Here is a 15332-nt window from a genome sequence, read left to right as displayed (position 1 = left end):
CCAGATGATCAAGCTCCGGCTGAAGCGGTTCGGCAAGAAACGGGAAGCGAGTTTCCGTCTGGTGGCCACCAACAGCACCTCCCGCCGCGACGGCCGTCCGCTCGAGGAACTGGGCTTCTACAACCCCCGCACCAAGGAAACCCGCCTCGACGTCGAGGCCATCCGCGTCCGCCTGGGCCAGGGCGCCCAGCCCACCGACACCGTGCGCAGCCTGCTCGAAAAAGGTGGCCTGATCGAGAAAACCACCCGTCCCGCCGAAACCGTCGGCAAGCTCCAGCAGGCTGCCGCCCGTGAGGCCGCCGCTGCCGCCGCGGTGAAGGAAGCGGCCGCCGCCAAGGAAGCCGAGGCCGCCAAGCTGGCTGCTGAGGCTGCCGCCGCCGCCGAAGCAGCCGCTGCAGTCGAAGCCGAACCTGCCGCCGCCGAGGCCTGAGCGAGCTCTCCTCCACGTTCGCCCTGCCCGACAGCGCCGCCGCCATCGCCCTGGCCGGCACGGACGGTGCTTCCCTGCGTCGGCTGGAAGCCCTCACGGGTGCCCAGATCATCCTGCGGGGCCTCGATCTTCAGATCCGGGGCCGGAGCTCCCAGGTGGAGCGGCTGCAGGCCCTGGTCCAGCTCCTGGAGCCGCTGTGGCAACGGGGCGAACCCATCGGACCGGTGGACATCCAGGCGGCCCTGACGGCCCTGGACACGGGGCGCTCCGACCAGCACCGCAGCATGGGGCTTCAGGTCCTGGCCACCAGCGTCACCGGCCGGCCCCTGCGTCCCCGCACCCTGCGCCAGAACAGCTACGTCGAGGCGATCGAACGCCACGACCTGACCCTGGCCATCGGGCCCGCCGGCACCGGCAAGACGTTTCTGGCCACGATCCTGGCCGTGCGCATGCTGCAGGAGCGCAAGGTGGAGCGGCTGGTGCTCACACGCCCGGCGGTGGAGGCCGGCGAGCGGCTGGGGTTCCTGCCCGGTGACCTGCAGCAGAAGGTGGATCCCTACCTGCGGCCCCTCTACGACGCTCTCCACGGGCTGCTGGGTCAGGAGCGCACCAGCCAGCTGCTGGAGAGAGGGGTGATCGAGGTGGCGCCCCTGGCCTTCATGCGCGGACGGACCCTGGCCGATGCGTTCGTGATCCTCGATGAGGCCCAGAACACCACCTGCGCCCAGATGCGCATGGTGCTCACCCGGCTGGGGGAGAACTCCCGCATGGTCGTGACCGGTGACACCACCCAGATCGACCTGCCCCCGGGCCAGCTCAGCGGCCTGGTGGAGGCGGAGCAGGTGCTGGCCGGGGTCGAAGGGGTGGCGATCTGCCGCTTCTCCGACGCCGACGTGGTGCGCCACCCGCTGGTGCAGCGGCTGGTGCAGGCCTATGCCCGTCGCGATGCCCGCCCGCCGGGCCCCCCAGCCAGGAAACGGGTCGATGGCACCCCCAGCCGATCGGACCCATGAACAGTGCCGAACGGCTGCGCATCCCGGCCCAGATCGCGCTGGCGGCCCTGGTGGCCTACTCCCTGGGCTTCTGGTTCACCAGCCTGTTTCCGGGCTACCTGCCCAAGATCGGCGGCCTCTGGTCGGCGATCTCCGCCGTCGTCGTGACCCAGGTCACCCGCAGGGATGCGGCCTCCTCCGCCTCGCTGCGGATTCTGGGGTCGGCGATCGGCGCCCTCACCAGTGCGGTGTACCTGACGCTGCTGCCCTTTCACCCCCTCGGCATGGCCGCGGCGATCTTCGCCACGGTGGTGATCTGTGCGGCGATCAACGTGCCCAGCCACGGCCGTCTGGCGGCGATCACGGTGATCGTCGTGATGGTCACCGGCAGCCTGGATCCGGCCCTGAGTCCGGGGGTGAATGCTCTGCTGCGCTTCCTGGAATCGTGCATCGGCACGGGGGTGGCGCTGCTGGCGGTGTGGCTCTGGCCAGGGTCGGGTCGCCAGCCCGCAGGCGACGCCTGAGCGGGCCTCCCGGGCCGGGGCCCGCATGGGGAGATCCGAACCGGCGCCTCCGCCGCAACCCTGGGGCCGCTGGCAAGATGGATTCAGTTTGAAATGCCAGCGCCATGCCGGCCCGCAGCAATTTCCAGGAAGCGATCCGCGAAGCCCAGTCCAGCGCCCTGGTCGGACCCAACGTGGTCAACAAGGCCCTCCCGTATGTGGGCGGCGGCATGGTGCTCACCGCCGTCGGCGTGGTCGGTGGTCTCTCGATGATCGGCAGCCCGATCTTCATGCCCCTGTTCTGGGTGTCGCTGATCGGCAACTTCATCCTCTTCTTCGTGGCCCAGAACGCGGCCATGAAGGGCAACAACGGCACCGCCCTGCCAATCCTGGCCACCTACAGCCTGATCACCGGTTTCACCCTCAGCGGCATCGTGGCGATGGCCATCGGCACCGCCGGCATCGGAGCGATCGGCACCGCGGCCCTGGCCACCGGCATCACCTTCGTGATCGCCTCGGTGGTGGGCCGCAACATGAGCGACAACCTCGGTCAGGCCCTCAGCGGGGTGGTGGGCCTCGGCATCGTCGGCCTGCTGATCGCCATGGTGGTGCAGCTCGTGGGAGGGATCTTCATTCCCGGTTTCGGCGGCAACGGTTTCGAGCTGATGATCGCCGGCTTCGGCACCGTCCTGTTCGTGGGAGCCGCCTTCGTCGACTTCTACACCATGCCCCGCACCTACAGCGACGACCAGTACCTGGCCGGCGCCCTGGGCATGTACCTCACCTACATCAACCTGTTCATCTTCATCCTGCGGCTGATCATTGCCCTCCAGGGTGGCGGTCGCCGCGACTGAGGCCATTCAGACCAAGCCTTGATTGTTCTGGTCAGCCAAGCCTTTCCATGGGCCTGTCCGTTCCGGATGGGTCCATCTTTTTGTGGCGATCCCACGGCGCCCATGGGCCCGAGCGTCCGGCGCCCTCCCGGAAGCCCTCTCGGACAGCCTCAGCGCCATCCTCGGTGTCCCGGGGACGGGCCCCATCGGAGGGCGCGCCCCGAACGCCCCGCTAAGCTCCCACCGACTCGGGCCGGATCCGGCAGACACAGCACGGCACCAGTGACAAACCAGACTCCTGGTCTGCAGGCCTGGCCCCTTCACCCTTTGAACACGACGGAAACCCCATGACCAAGACGGCTCTGATCACCGGGATCACCGGCCAGGACGGTTCCTACCTGGCGGAGTTGCTCCTGGAGAAAGGCTATGTGGTGCATGGGATCAAGCGGCGGGCCAGCAGCTTCAACACCGACCGGATCGACCACCTCTACCAGGATCCCCACGAGAAGAATCCCCGCCTGGTTCTGCACTACGGCGATCTGACCGACTCCACCAATCTCATCAGGATCGTTCAACAGATCCAGCCGGACGAGATCTACAACCTCGGGGCCCAGAGCCACGTGGCCGTGAGTTTTGAAAGTCCCGAATACACCGCCAACTCCGATGCCCTCGGCACCCTGCGGATCCTGGAAGCCGTCCGCATCCTCGGGCTGACCGACAAGACCCGCATCTATCAGGCCAGCACCAGCGAACTCTATGGACTGGTGCAGGAGATTCCCCAGAAGGAAACGACCCCGTTCTATCCACGCAGTCCCTACGGCGTGGCCAAGCTCTACGCCTACTGGATCACGGTCAACTACCGCGAGGCCTACGGCATGTATGCCTGCAACGGCATCCTCTTCAACCACGAAAGCCCCCGGCGGGGGGAGACCTTCGTCACCCGCAAGATCACCCGGGGCCTGGCCCGCATCGATGCCGGACTCGACCAGGGCCTGTTCATGGGCAACCTGGATTCGCTGCGGGACTGGGGTCACGCCCGGGACTACGTGGAGATGCAGTGGCGGATGCTGCAGCAGGAGCAGCCCGAGGACTTCGTGATCGCCACGGGCCGGCAGGAATCGGTGCGCCGTTTCATCGAGCTCACCGCCGAGGAGCTGGGCTGGGGAGGGATCGACTGGAGCGGCAGCGGCGTCGAGGAGACGGGCGCCCGGCGCGACACCGGCGCCATCGTGGTGCGCATCGACCGGCGCTACTTCCGGCCGGCGGAGGTGGAGACCCTCCTGGGGGATCCCACCCGGGCCCGGGAGCGGCTGGGCTGGACGCCCACCACCACCCTGGAGGAGCTGGTGGCGGAGATGGTCGCCACCGACAAGGAGGAGGCCGCCAAGGAGGCCACCCTGCGGCGGGAGGGGTTCACCGTTGTCGGCTCGATGGAGAATCCCCCCCAGGTCGGGGTGAGCGCCGCTCCGTGAGCCGGCCCGCAAAACGCGGCTATGGTCAGGGCCGTGACCCGTTCTCGTCGAGGCGGACCTTCGCTGGAACGACGCCTTCTCCCGTGGTCCGCCACCCCGCCCGGCAGCGCGGGGGCCTGACGATTTCCCCATGCTGATCTCCACGAACGATCGGATCTTCATCGCCGGCCATCGCGGCATGGCCGGCTCGGCCATCGCCCGGCGCCTGGAGTCCGAAGGGCACCAGCACCTTCTCCGCGTCAGCCGCTCCGAGCTCGACCTCATGGATGGCCCTGCCGTGGCCGCCTGGTTCGCTGACCAGCGGCCCGACGTGGTGGTGCTGGCGGCGGCGCGGGTGGGGGGCATTCTCGCCAACGCCACCTATCCGGCCGACTTCCTGCTCGACAACCTCAGGATCCAGCAGAACGTGATCGAGAGCGCCTGGCGGCACGGCACCCGGCGCCTGCTGTTCCTGGGCAGCAGCTGCATCTACCCCAAACTGGCCGAGCAGCCGATCCGGGAGGAGGCCCTGCTCGGGGGACCCCTGGAGCCCACCAACGAGTGGTACGCCATCGCCAAGATCACCGGCATCCAGCTGTGTCGCGCCCTGCGGCTGCAGCACGGCTTCGATGCCATCAGCCTGATGCCCACCAATCTCTACGGCCCGGGCGACAACTACCACCCCACCAACAGCCATGTGCTGCCCGGCCTGATCCGCCGCTTCCAGGAGGCCCGGGAGACCGGCGCCGAGGAGGTGGTCTGCTGGGGCAGCGGCAGCCCGCGGCGGGAGTTCCTGCATGTCGATGATCTGGCGGATGCGGCCCTGTTCTGCCTGCGCCATTGGCAGCCGGGCGCCGAGGAACCGCAGCACATCAACGTGGGAACGGGAACGGATGTGAGCATCAAGGAGCTGGCGACGATGGTGGCCGAGGCGGTCGGCTTCCGCGGACGGATCGCCTGGGACACCTCCAAGCCCGACGGCACGCCCCGCAAGCTCCTGGATGTGGGCCGCCTGGCCGCCCTGGGCTGGCGGGCGACGATTCCCCTGCCGGACGGACTGCGCCGCACGGTGGCGGAATTCGTCAGCGAGCGGGCCAGCGGTGCCGAGGTGCGGCTGTGAGGATCCTCGTCACCGGGGGTGCCGGCTACATCGGCAGCCATGCCGTCAGGGCCCTGACCCGGGCGGGGCACCAGCCCGTGGTGCTCGACAACCTGGTCTACGGCCATGCCGACATCGTCGAGAAGACCCTCAAGGTGCCGCTGGTGCTGGGCCAGGTGGGCGACCGGGAAGTGCTGGAGCCCCTGCTGCGCGGCCGCCATCCCGCCCTCGACGGCACGCCCCTGGAGGGCAAGCCGATCGAGGCGGTGCTCCACTTCGCCGCCTACGCCTATGTGGGCGAATCGGTGACCGATCCCGCCAAGTACTACCGCAACAACCTGGGCGACACCCTCACCCTGCTCGAGGCCCTGGTGGCCACCGAGCGGCCCCTGCCGATCGTGTTCTCCTCCACCTGCGCCACCTACGGCATTCCCCAGCAGGTGCCGATCACCGAGGACCACCCCCAGGCCCCGATCAATCCCTACGGCCGCAGCAAGTGGATGGTGGAGCAGCTGCTCACCGACTTCGCGGCGGCCTACGGGCTGCCCAGCGTGATCTTCCGCTACTTCAATGCCGCCGGCGCCGACCCGGACGGCGACCTGGGGGAGGACCACAACCCGGAGACCCACCTGATCCCGCGGGTGCTCGACACCATGAGCGGCCGGGAGCCCTACCTGCAGATCTTCGGCGATGACTACCCCACCCCGGATGGCACCTGCATCCGCGATTACATCCACGTGGCCGACCTGGCCGACGCCCACGTCCTGGGGCTGGAGCGGCTGCTGCGGCTGCGGGAACGGGAGGAGAGCGAGCGCCGACCGCTGATCTACAACCTCGGCAACGGCACCGGTTACTCGGTCCAGCAGGTGATCGAGACCGCCAAGGCCGTCACCGGTCGCGGCCTGCTGGCCCACGTGGCCAAACGCCGCGACGGTGACCCTCCCCAGCTGGTGGCCGGGGCCACCCGGGCCCACCAGGAACTGGGATGGCGGCCCCGCTTCCCGGAGCTGGAAACCATCATCGAGCACGCCTGGACCTGGCACCAGCGGCGTCACCAGGGCTGAGGGCCCCGGGCCCTGGCCAGGGCCTGGCCAGGGGCTCGCCGATGAACACCCCCTGCCCGGGCATGGCCACACTGCGCCAGTAGCTCTCGATCAGGGTGTCGCCCCGGAGGTAGTAGCTGAGCAGCAGGCCGGGGTCGGGGAACTTGGCCGTGAAGCTGCACGGTTCCACCACCGTGCCGTAACTGCCGGTGGCGCCGGCCTCGAGCCAGCGCAGCGCGCTCATCTGGGGGCTGTCGGTGAGCTGGCCGCCGAAGGAGGTGAGGTGATCGGCGACGGCACCGGGCCGGAAGCGGTTGGTGCGCAGGCCCACGGGGAAGGCCAGCCCGGTGACGTAGGCCATCACATCCTGGGCGCCCACCAGGGTGTCGCTCTCGATGATCCGCACCCGCAGGCGGGAGCCGATGGCGGCCCTGACCCTGTCGTAACCGGCGGCCCGACGGTTGCGCCGGGCGTCGCTGGTGCTCAGCAGATAGGCCGTCCCGGGCGGTGCGGTCCCGTCCGAGGCGACGCCCTGCTGGATCAGGCGCCGGGCCGCCGCCGCGCTGGTGGCCGCCAGCATCATGCTGGGCCGGACCCGCAGCTGATCCCAGGGGCGGCGCACGTCACCGCGGGCGAACAGGGGGCTCAGGGCCGTGGTGCGGCAACCGCTGGCGCAGAAGCGCGGATCGAGGCCGAGGCTGAAGGCGCTGGTGATCGACTGGCAGCCGACCCGGTACGGGGCCGCCCAGGCCAGGGCATAGACCTGGACATGGGCCGGGGTCTGCCGGTCGACCCTGGCCTTGATGCGGCGGAACAGCCCAGGGTTGAGCGACGCCTTCCCGGGCGGGAAGCGCACCCGGATCACCTGGTCCGGGGGGATCAGCCGGGCCGCCTGGTACTCCCGCCCGATCGTCTCGCTGAGGGGATCGGCGGCGTTGATGATGATCGCCAGATGGCGATGGTCGAGGGGGCCGAGGGAGGGCGGTGCGGAGCCGGCGGAGCGGTTGTCAGCCCATGGGCTGCCGCTGGCCGCCAGGGCCAGTGGCAGCAGCAGCGCAACCCCGACGGCCAGGCGGCGGCGCCACGCACGCCGTGGCCCGGCGCCGGTGAAGGCAGCCCCGCCCGGGGGTCCGGAAAGCGGAGGCCTTGGCGGGGGAGGGGCCATGGCGGAGGCGGCGAGGCGGGGGGCTTGGCCGACTGGGGCGGCTCCGAACCCGGCGTGGACCTGGAAGCGAGGCGGAAAGCGAAGGCAGGCACGGCGCCGGCCGCGAGCCCGTCCCCCGTCCTGCCATCCGTCGAGGGGCGATCGTAGGACCAGCCCGACGTCGTGCAGGTCCTTGGTGGCGGCCTAGATTTGAGACCACCGGCGTTCCTGTTGCCATCCCGATCCCCTGGTCCGCCGGGCTGGGCCAAGCCCCAGCGCCAAGCTCCTGCCGTGTGACCCGGGGGCGGCTTCCCGACCGGAGACGGCAAGCCGCCCCAGCCCCGATTCCCCATCCGCCTGTTCCAGCATCCTTTCCGCCTCGCCGTTGATGCCGCTTCTCCATCGCATCGCCAGACGACTCCCCAGCCCCCTGCTTGCCCCCCTCACTGACCAGAGACCCGCTGCGCGTCTGATCCGGCATTCGGCGAAGAAGTACTGGAAGCTTCTGGCCCTCAACTTCTCCACCAGCCTGGCCGCCAGCCTCAGCGAGGGCGCCACCCTCGGGATCATCTTTCTGTCGGTCAGCCTGATCAGCGCTCCCGAGAACAGTGACTGGACCAAGATGTCCTCGCTCGGCTCCCTCAGCCAGCTGCCCTGGCTGCAGGACTGGCTGAACAGTGCCCTCAGCACCCGCACCGGTCGCGACGGGATCTTCGTGATGCTCCTGGCCACCGCCGTGGCGCTGCAGGGCCTGATGGCGGCGACCAGCTACGTCAACAGCGTCAGCACCGCCGTGATGGGGGCCCGGATGGGCGCCGAGATCACCGGCAAGCTGAACGATCGGGTCCTCTCCCTCACCTTCGGCTGCGCCAGCCGTTACCGGGTCGGGGACCTGCTCAATTACGTGGGCTCCGGGGGCAGCACCGTTCAAAAGGAGATCAGCCTGGCCAACGGGCTGTTGATGAACAGCCTGCAGCTGATCATCTACCTGGCCATTCTGGTGGCGATCTCCCCCTGGCTCCTGCTGGTGGCCTTTGCGATGGCCGCCGTGATGCAGACGGTCCAGAAGGTGCTGCTGCCGCGGATCCGCAGGAATTCACGGGAGCAGCAGAAGGTGGGTGTCGAACTCTCCAGCCATCAGAACGAACAGATCCAGGGCCTGCGGCTGTTGCACAGCACCGGCCAGCTGGAGAGTTCCAGGAAGAAGCTCAAGGCGCTGCTCGATGAAAGCAGGCGGCTCTCGATCCGGCAGAGCAAGCTGTCCAACATCGTGCAGCCGATCTCCAACATGCTGCCGATCATTTCGATCGCCATCATCGCGGCGCTCAGCCTGATGGTGTTCAAGGACCGCAGCAGCGGTGTCCTGCCGAGCCTGGTGACGTTCATCATCGCCCTCCAGAGACTCAACCAGCGGGTCGGCAGTCTCACGGGGCTGGCCACCAGCTATGCCGCCAACAGCGCCAATGTGGAGCGGCTCAACCAGATCCTGCGCGACGACGACAAGGAATTCATCCGCACCGGCGGTGTGCCGTTCACGGCCCTGCGCGAGGCGATCCAGCTGGATGATGTCTCGTTGCGCTACAGCCCCGATCTGCCCCAGGCCCTCTCCTCCATCCAGCTCACCATCGGCCGCGGCCAGACGGTGGCCCTCGTCGGCTCCAGTGGCGCCGGCAAGAGCTCCATCGCCGACCTGCTGGTGGGCCTCTACGAACCCACCGGCGGTCGGATCCTGGTCGACGGCGTCGATATCCGGACGATCAATCTGGCGAGCTGGCAGCAGCGCCTCGGGGTCGTCAGCCAGGACACCTTCCTGTTCAACGCCAGCATCGCCAGCAACATCGGCTTCGGCGTCGAGAACGCCTCCATGGAGGACATCATGGCCGCGGCCGCCAAGGCCCAGGCCTCCCGCTTCATCGCCGATCTCCCCGAGGGCTACGACACCAAGATCGGCGAACGGGGCTATCGGCTCAGCGGCGGCCAACGCCAGCGCATCTCACTCGCCAGGGCGATTCTGCGCCGACCTGAGCTGCTGATCCTCGATGAGGCCACCAGCGCCCTTGACAGCCAGAGCGAACGGCTGGTGCAACAGGCGATCGAACAGTTCGAGCGCCAGCACACCGTTCTGGTGATTGCCCACCGCCTCAGTACGATCGTCAATGCCGATGTGATCTGTGTCCTTTCCGAGGGAAGGATCGTGGAGCGGGGCCGCCACCATGAGCTGCTCGCCCAGAATGGACAGTACGCAAAACTCTGGAGCGACCAATCCAAACATCCCCATCAGAAGCCGATGACGGCAGCACCCGTTTGATGGTTGTCCGATACCCCGGGGCGACCCTGCAGGAGCCCGCATCTTTGCCATGATCATTGCCTGCACGATCGACAACAACTACATCCGACATTGCGCCGTGATGCTGAAATCACTGCAGCTCTCCAACCCAACAGAAAGCCTCAGTGTCTATATCCTTCACGGCGTCATTGATGCCGCGGAGCGAGCTCGGCTGGCGGCCTACCTTGGTGAATTTCTCCCTTCGGTCTCCTTCCTGCAGCTGGATGAGCAGATGCTCGCGGGTTTTCCCGTCTTCGGACATATCAGCCTGGCCACCTATTTCCGGCTGCTGCTGCCGGCGGCCCTTCCCCATGCCGTGGAGAAGGTCCTCTACCTGGATTCCGACCTGATCGTGGTCGATTCGCTGCGGGACCTCTGGGAGTCGTCACTGGAGGGGAACAGCATCGGCGCGGTGGAGGAACACAACCAGGACTTCGACCGCAACCGCCTCGCCCTGGCGGAGGGCTCGTTGGTCTTCAATGCCGGCGCCATGCTCATCGATCTGGGCCGCTGGCGCCGGGAGAACATCCTGGCCAACGGCCTTGAGTTCGCCCGCACCCATCCCGAGCGGATCAAGCACTGGGACCAGGACGTGCTCAACTCCCTGCTCGAAGCCCGCTGGCGTCCCCTCGACTGGCGCTGGAACGCCCTGCCCCACCTCTGGATGCATCCCGAGTACACCGCCTCCGACACTCCCCTGGGTCGGCAGGCGGAGCTGGCCCGGGCGAGCCCTGCCGTGATCCACTTCGCCGGCTCGGGCGTGGCCAAGCCCTGGCACCATCGCTGCACCCACCCCTGGCGCCAGCGCTACCTGGAGATCCGCCGGCAGACGCCCTGGGCGCACCTGCCCCTGGAGGGCACCCCCAGCACGTCCCCGGGCGATCGCCTGGGCCGCCTGCGGTTCCGGGTCAAGCGAGCCGGCAAGGAGATGCTGGCCAGGCTGGCTCCCCGCAGCCGATGACCATTCAGATCGGCGACCACCGGCTCACCTGCATCGGCTACGCCGACAGCACGGAGGCCGAGCTGCTGGGACGCTTCCTGCGCCAGGGAAGCCGTGCCCTGGCCGAGACCCAGGGGGAGTACGCCCTGGTGATCGACACCGACGCCGGCGACGTGACGGTGGTCACCTCACCGGTGGGGGCCACGCACTATTACGTGCTCGAGCACGACGGCCGTCTCTTCCACGGCGACCGGGTGGCCGAGATCCTGCACCGCAGCGGCCTGGCCTGGCGCTGGAACTGGCAGGCCCTTGGCGATCTCTGCCAGCTGGAGAACCTGACCGACAACCAGACCCTCCACCCGGCGATCCGCCGGGTGCCCCCCGGCAGCGTCCTCCACTTCACCGACGGCAGGCTCTCCCTCTCCTCCGTCGCGGTGCTCGATCACATCCCGCCGGCCCCCGCCGACCCCGACGCCGCCGTCGAAGCCCTCAACGCCGCGGTGCTGCGGCTGGCGGGGGAGAACCCCTATCTCTCCCTGTCGGGCGGGTTCGATTCACGGGTGATTCTGGCGTCGATGCTGCGCCAGGGCCTGCGCCCCCGTCTGATCACGATGGGACGCGAAGAGGCGACCGATGTGCAGGTGGCCCGCCGCATGGCCGAGCGCTACGACCTGCCCCACCAGCTGATCAGCCTGGAGCTCGACGACGTCTTCCGCCACGCGTCCACCATCTCCAGCCTCACCAACGGCACCAAGACCGCCTGGCACTGGCACACCTTCCTTTATCCCCTCAAGGCGGCCATCCCGGCCGACGCCACCTTCTTCGTCGGCACCCTGGGGGAATTCGCCCGTTCCTACTACTTCGACCGTGGCTGGCTGGGGCGTTTCGCCTCCCTGGCCCCCGAGGTGGCCCTGGGCCGGTTCTGGGGCATGAAGCTGAACCGGCACCCCAGTTTCGCCGCCGAGGAACTCCGGCATCTGGCGCCCGAACTCGCCGCCGAGCTGATGCCGGAGGGCCGCCACCGGCGGGCCGCACGCCTGGCGGGCTACTGCCGGGGTGGGTTCCTCGAAGGCCTCACCCGCTACTACTTCGAGCAGCGGGTGCCGAACTTCTACGCCAACGGCATCCGCATGTACCGGGCCTCCAGCGCCTGGCGCTCCCCCTTCCACGACCGCCGCTGGATCGAAGCGATCTGGAACCTGCCCGATGGCTGGAAGCTGGGCTCCAACTGGCACCGCCACGCCATCGCCCGCAACTGCCAGGAACTGCTGACGTTCCCGGAGGAGAACGGCTTCGACCGGCGTCGCATGCTTGCCAAGGCGCCGCCCCTCTACTGGACGCCGCCGATGCGGCGGGCCCGCTACGTGAGCTACGACCTCAGCGCCGACTGGTACCGCGACCCGCGGATGCATGCCTTCCTGCGCGAGAACGCCGGGCGGATCGACGACCTGGTGGATCCGGAGCTCGTCGAGCGGATCCTCGAGGCCCACCGCAGCGGCACCGACCGGACCCGGACCCTGGCCTTCCTGCTCACCCTGATCGTCTGGAAGCAGGTGATCGCCCCATGAGGGTGCTGTTCGTCTCCCACATGGCCACCCGCAGCGGGGCCCCGCTGCTGCTGCTCTGGCTGCTGCGCTGGCTGATGGCCCATGGGCGCGGCATCGAACCGGCGGTGGTGCTGCTCAGCGATGGTCCCCTGCGGCCCGAGTTCGAGGCCCTGGCGCCCACCGAGGCCTGGAGCCGGCCCCTGTTCCAGCCCCTGCGCGAGCGGGTCGCCGCCCGGCTGGGGCGGGGGAGGGCCGGCAGTCCGGCCGAGCTGCTGGAGGCGGCGGTGCAGCGGCACCGGCCGGAGCTGATCTACCTCAACACCCTGGTGCTGGGCCAGCACCTGAAGGGCCTGGGCGCCGATCCGGCCCGCCCGGCCTGCCTCAGCCATGTCCACGAACTGGAGACCACCCTGGCCACCATGAGCAGCCCGGAGGCGGTGGCCCGCCAGCTGGCCCTCTCCAGCGTCGTGGTGGCCTGCGCCGAGGGGGTGAGGCAATCCCTGCACACCCACCACGGCCTGCCCCTCCAGCGCTGCACGGTGATTCCGGGCTTCCTTCCCTTCGCCGCCCCCGGGCAGGGGCCGCCCGCCCCGGCCCCCCTGGCGGAAGAGCCCCGACTGGAGCCGGCCCTGGAGCCCCTGGAGGCGGCCCTGGCGGCGGGCACGTTCGTGTTCGGCTTCGCGGGCCAGGCGATCGCCCGCAAGGGTTTCGACCTCTTCCCGCTGCTGGTGCGGGAGTGTGAGCGGGTCTTCGCCGGCCAGCCCTTCCTGGCCGTCTGGCTCGGGGCCACCCCCGCTCAGGAGGAGGTGATCGTGGCCCGCCGCGACCTGCAGCTGCTGGGTCTCGAGCACCGGGTCCTGCTGCTGCCGCCGAGGCCCTCGGCCACCGGCGTCATCGGTCGCTTCGCCGTCCACGGCCTGCTGTCGCGGGAGGACCCCTATCCCCTGGTGGCCCTCGAGGCCGCCGCCGCGGCCGTGCCCACCCTCTGCTTCGACGGCGGGGGCGGCATCGTCGACTTCGTGGCCGACGGCTGCGGTCTGGCCGTCCCGTACCTCGACCTGGCGGCCTTCGCCACCGCCCTGCACGGGCTCAGCCTCGACCCGGAGAGGCGGCGCCGGCTGGGGGAACGCAGCCGGGCCCGGGTGTGGCGGGAGTCCGGCATCGACGACGTGGCGCCCCGTCTGCTGGCCTGCATGGAACAGGCCGTCGCGGCCGGACCCCACCATGGCTGAGGTGCCCCTGCCTGCCACCCGCCCCCTCTACGGCTGGAGCGCGGCCGCGCCGCCCAGCGTGCCCGAACGGTTCAGCACGGACCCTGGCCGGCCCCTGTTCTCGATCGTCATCCCCACCCTCAACCAGGGGGCCTTCATCGAGGACACCCTGCTGTCGATCCTCTGGCAGGGTTACGACAACGTCGAGATCATCGTGGTGGACGGCGGCAGCACCGACGACACCCCGGCGGTGCTGGAGCGCTACCGCCCCTGGATCTCGGTGCTGATCAGCGAGCCCGACCGGGGCCAGTCGGACGCCATCAACAAGGGCTTCCGCCGGGCCAGCGGATCGATCCTGGCCTGGCTCAACTCCGACGACCTCTACCTCCCCGGTGCCTTCCGCGCCGTGCTGGAGGCCTTCGCCGCCCATCCCGACGGCCGCTGGGTGATCGGCAGCGGCGACATCATCAGCGCCGACCAGCGGTTCCTGCGCCACGTGCCCGCCCGGGAGGGATCGGAGCAGACCCTGCTGGCGATCGAGAACGACTGCTTCCTGCTGCAGCAGAGCTGCTTCTGGAGCGCCTCCCTCTGGCGGGAGGCCGGCGGGCAGGTGGACGAGTCCCTGAGCCTGCTGATGGATTACGACCTCTGGTGGCGCTTCTCCCGGCGCTGCACCGGCATCGTCACCCAGGAGAAACTGGGGGCCATGCGCTACTACGCCACCGTGAAGACCCGCCGCCAGGGGGAACGGTTTCCGGCCGAACTGGCCACCATCTACGCCCGCTACGGGGCGAGCGCCTCGCTGGATCAGCTGGTGCAGCGGCTGCTGGCGGAGAAGTCCGCCCTCGGCGAGCGGCTCTCGGCCCTGGAGCGCCAGCTGCCGGTGCGGCTGCTGCGTCGCCTGCGACTGCTACCCCGACCATGACGACCCCCGAGCTCTTCGTCGGCATCACCAGCTGGAACAGCGAGCTGTTCCTGCCCCACTGCCTGGAGGCGCTCCAGAGCACCACCCGGGGCCTGGAGACGCACGTGTGCGTGCTGGACAACGGCTCCACCGACCGTTCCGTGGCGATCGCCAGGGAGCGGGGGGCCGAGGTGGTGCAGCGCCGCTGCAGCCAGCCGGAGGCGCTCAATGCCCTGCTGAACCGATCGCGCTCCCCCTACACCCTGCTGCTGCATGCGGACGTGATCCTGCTGGCACCGGAGTGGTTCGCGCTGTGCCGCTCCCGGCTGGTGGAGGGGGTGGCGCTGGTGTCGCCACAGGACATCGGCTGCGGACCGCTCACCCGCCCCTTCGGGGCCGGCATGCCGGAGAGCTCCTTCCTGCTGATGCACACCCGGCGGTTCCGCCGCTGCCGGCGCCTCCACTGGCGGCGCAAGGGGCGCCTGCCGCGGCCCCGCTACGAGGTCGACTTCCACGGCCCCCACATCACCCACCACCTGCCGCGGGAGCTCCAGCGCCAGAAGCTCGGCTGGGTGCCCATGGACGTCTACGTGTCCAACCGGGCCAGCGAACCGCTGTTCACACCGGCCTCGCCACCGGCGGTCTGGAGCGACGAGCTGGCCTACCTGCGCTACGGCCTCGGCAACTTCTACGGCCTTGACGGCACGGTCACCCACTACCACAACTGGTACGACCGGATCGCCGCCCGGGAGAAGAGCGAAACGGCACCGAATCCCAACCGCAAGGATTTCCCGGTGGACTTCATCCGCTCCTACACCCACCGGCTGCTGGAGGACTACGGCGCCGGCCGGCTGGAGCTGCCCACCGACCTCAGCACCACCCGCACCCCCAGGGCGCTCTAGCCCATCG

14 protein-coding genes are annotated in these 15332 nt (G+C 69.3%); 13 read left to right on the top strand and 1 reads right to left on the bottom strand.

All coding sequences use genetic code 11. The features are described 5' to 3' along the window. The first annotated feature begins 4 nt into the window (after positions 1–4). From rpsP to galE, 7 genes are all read left to right on the top strand, one after another. Positions 5–430, top strand: a complete 426-nt coding sequence (gene rpsP, locus L107_RS01230) for a 30S ribosomal protein S16 (RefSeq protein WP_159816064.1) — start codon at positions 5–7, stop codon at positions 428–430. Beyond that, positions 427–1443 carry a PhoH family protein gene (locus L107_RS01225; protein ID WP_159816092.1) on the top strand — a complete coding sequence of 339 codons (1017 nt, stop codon included), beginning with the start codon at positions 427–429 and terminating at the stop codon, positions 1441–1443. Before rpsP ends, L107_RS01225 begins: the two co-directional genes overlap by 4 nt. Then, positions 1440–1946 carry an aromatic acid exporter family protein gene (locus L107_RS01220; protein ID WP_159816063.1) on the top strand — a complete coding sequence of 169 codons (507 nt, stop codon included), beginning with the start codon at positions 1440–1442 and terminating at the stop codon, positions 1944–1946. Before L107_RS01225 ends, L107_RS01220 begins: the two co-directional genes overlap by 4 nt. Before the next feature lie 104 nt (positions 1947–2050). Beyond that, on the top strand, positions 2051–2779 hold the full coding sequence (locus tag L107_RS01215) for a Bax inhibitor-1 family protein (protein WP_159816062.1): 729 nt from the start codon (positions 2051–2053) through the stop codon (positions 2777–2779). Positions 2780–3105: 326 nt separating this feature from the next. Beyond that, positions 3106–4230 carry a GDP-mannose 4,6-dehydratase gene (gene gmd, locus L107_RS01210; RefSeq protein ID WP_159816061.1) on the top strand — a complete coding sequence of 375 codons (1125 nt, stop codon included), beginning with the start codon at positions 3106–3108 and terminating at the stop codon, positions 4228–4230. 130 nt (positions 4231–4360) lie between these two features. Then, positions 4361–5329 (top strand): GDP-L-fucose synthase, encoded by a 969-nt coding sequence (locus tag L107_RS01205; RefSeq protein WP_159816060.1) that lies wholly within the window; start codon positions 4361–4363, stop codon positions 5327–5329. Further along, entirely contained in the window at positions 5326–6372 is a 1047-nt protein-coding gene (gene galE, locus L107_RS01200) for a UDP-glucose 4-epimerase GalE (RefSeq protein WP_159816059.1), read from the top strand. The genes L107_RS01205 and galE overlap by 4 nt, the downstream gene beginning before the upstream one ends. On the opposite strand, the gene L107_RS01195 is transcribed toward galE, so the two are convergent. Further along, a complete protein-coding gene (locus L107_RS01195) occupies positions 6326–7516 on the bottom strand; it encodes a TIGR03790 family protein (RefSeq protein ID WP_236550430.1) in 1191 nt (396 codons plus the stop codon). The two genes, galE and L107_RS01195, sit on opposite strands and share 47 nt — an antisense overlap. A 367-nt stretch (positions 7517–7883) precedes the next feature. Here L107_RS01195 and L107_RS01190 point away from each other — a divergent pair, with 367 nt between their 5' ends. From L107_RS01190 to L107_RS01165, 6 genes are read left to right on the top strand one after another with little or no spacing between them, the layout of a single operon-like run. Next, a complete protein-coding gene (locus L107_RS01190) occupies positions 7884–9803 on the top strand; it encodes an ABC transporter ATP-binding protein (RefSeq protein ID WP_159816058.1) in 1920 nt (639 codons plus the stop codon). 49 nt (positions 9804–9852) lie between these two features. After that, the gene (locus L107_RS01185) at positions 9853–10782 is read left to right on the top strand and encodes a glycosyltransferase family 8 protein (RefSeq protein ID WP_159816057.1); all 930 of its coding nucleotides are present in this window, start codon (positions 9853–9855) and stop codon (positions 10780–10782) included. Next, entirely contained in the window at positions 10779–12329 is a 1551-nt protein-coding gene (locus L107_RS01180) for an asparagine synthase-related protein (RefSeq protein WP_159816056.1), read from the top strand. The genes L107_RS01185 and L107_RS01180 overlap by 4 nt, the downstream gene beginning before the upstream one ends. After that, entirely contained in the window at positions 12326–13540 is a 1215-nt protein-coding gene (locus tag L107_RS01175) for a glycosyltransferase (protein WP_159816055.1), read from the top strand. The genes L107_RS01180 and L107_RS01175 overlap by 4 nt, the downstream gene beginning before the upstream one ends. After that, complete coding sequence (locus tag L107_RS01170) at positions 13533–14444, top strand: glycosyltransferase family 2 protein (protein WP_159816054.1); 912 nt, start codon at positions 13533–13535, stop codon at positions 14442–14444. The genes L107_RS01175 and L107_RS01170 overlap by 8 nt, the downstream gene beginning before the upstream one ends. Beyond that, positions 14441–15325 carry a glycosyltransferase gene (locus L107_RS01165; RefSeq protein WP_159816053.1) on the top strand — a complete coding sequence of 295 codons (885 nt, stop codon included), beginning with the start codon at positions 14441–14443 and terminating at the stop codon, positions 15323–15325. Before L107_RS01170 ends, L107_RS01165 begins: the two co-directional genes overlap by 4 nt. Positions 15326–15332 lie beyond the last annotated feature (7 nt).

Origin of the sequence: Cyanobium sp. Copco_Reservoir_LC18 (assembly GCF_009834675.1) — a bacterium.
Classification (GTDB): Bacteria; Cyanobacteriota; Cyanobacteriia; order PCC-6307; family Cyanobiaceae; genus Cyanobium; species Cyanobium minutissimum.
This window is presented reverse-complemented; position numbering and strand designations above follow the sequence as displayed.

Excerpts from the sequence above, each read along its gene's own strand:
- rpsP (WP_159816064.1), top strand. The coding sequence starts at position 5 with ATGATCAAGCTCCGGCTGAAGCGGTTCGGCAAGAAACGGGAAGCGAGT.
- L107_RS01220 (WP_159816063.1), top strand. The coding sequence starts at position 1,440 with ATGAACAGTGCCGAACGGCTGCGCATCCCGGCCCAGATCGCGCTGGCG.
- L107_RS01215 (WP_159816062.1), top strand. The coding sequence starts at position 2,051 with ATGCCGGCCCGCAGCAATTTCCAGGAAGCGATCCGCGAAGCCCAGTCC.
- gmd (WP_159816061.1), top strand. The coding sequence starts at position 3,106 with ATGACCAAGACGGCTCTGATCACCGGGATCACCGGCCAGGACGGTTCC.
- L107_RS01205 (WP_159816060.1), top strand. The coding sequence starts at position 4,361 with ATGCTGATCTCCACGAACGATCGGATCTTCATCGCCGGCCATCGCGGC.
- L107_RS01195 (WP_236550430.1), bottom strand. The coding sequence starts at position 7,516 with ATGGCCCCTCCCCCGCCAAGGCCTCCGCTTTCCGGACCCCCGGGCGGG.
- L107_RS01190 (WP_159816058.1), top strand. The coding sequence starts at position 7,884 with ATGCCGCTTCTCCATCGCATCGCCAGACGACTCCCCAGCCCCCTGCTT.
- L107_RS01185 (WP_159816057.1), top strand. The coding sequence starts at position 9,853 with ATGATCATTGCCTGCACGATCGACAACAACTACATCCGACATTGCGCC.
- L107_RS01180 (WP_159816056.1), top strand. The coding sequence starts at position 10,779 with ATGACCATTCAGATCGGCGACCACCGGCTCACCTGCATCGGCTACGCC.
- L107_RS01175 (WP_159816055.1), top strand. The coding sequence starts at position 12,326 with ATGAGGGTGCTGTTCGTCTCCCACATGGCCACCCGCAGCGGGGCCCCG.
- L107_RS01170 (WP_159816054.1), top strand. The coding sequence starts at position 13,533 with ATGGCTGAGGTGCCCCTGCCTGCCACCCGCCCCCTCTACGGCTGGAGC.
- L107_RS01165 (WP_159816053.1), top strand. The coding sequence starts at position 14,441 with ATGACGACCCCCGAGCTCTTCGTCGGCATCACCAGCTGGAACAGCGAG.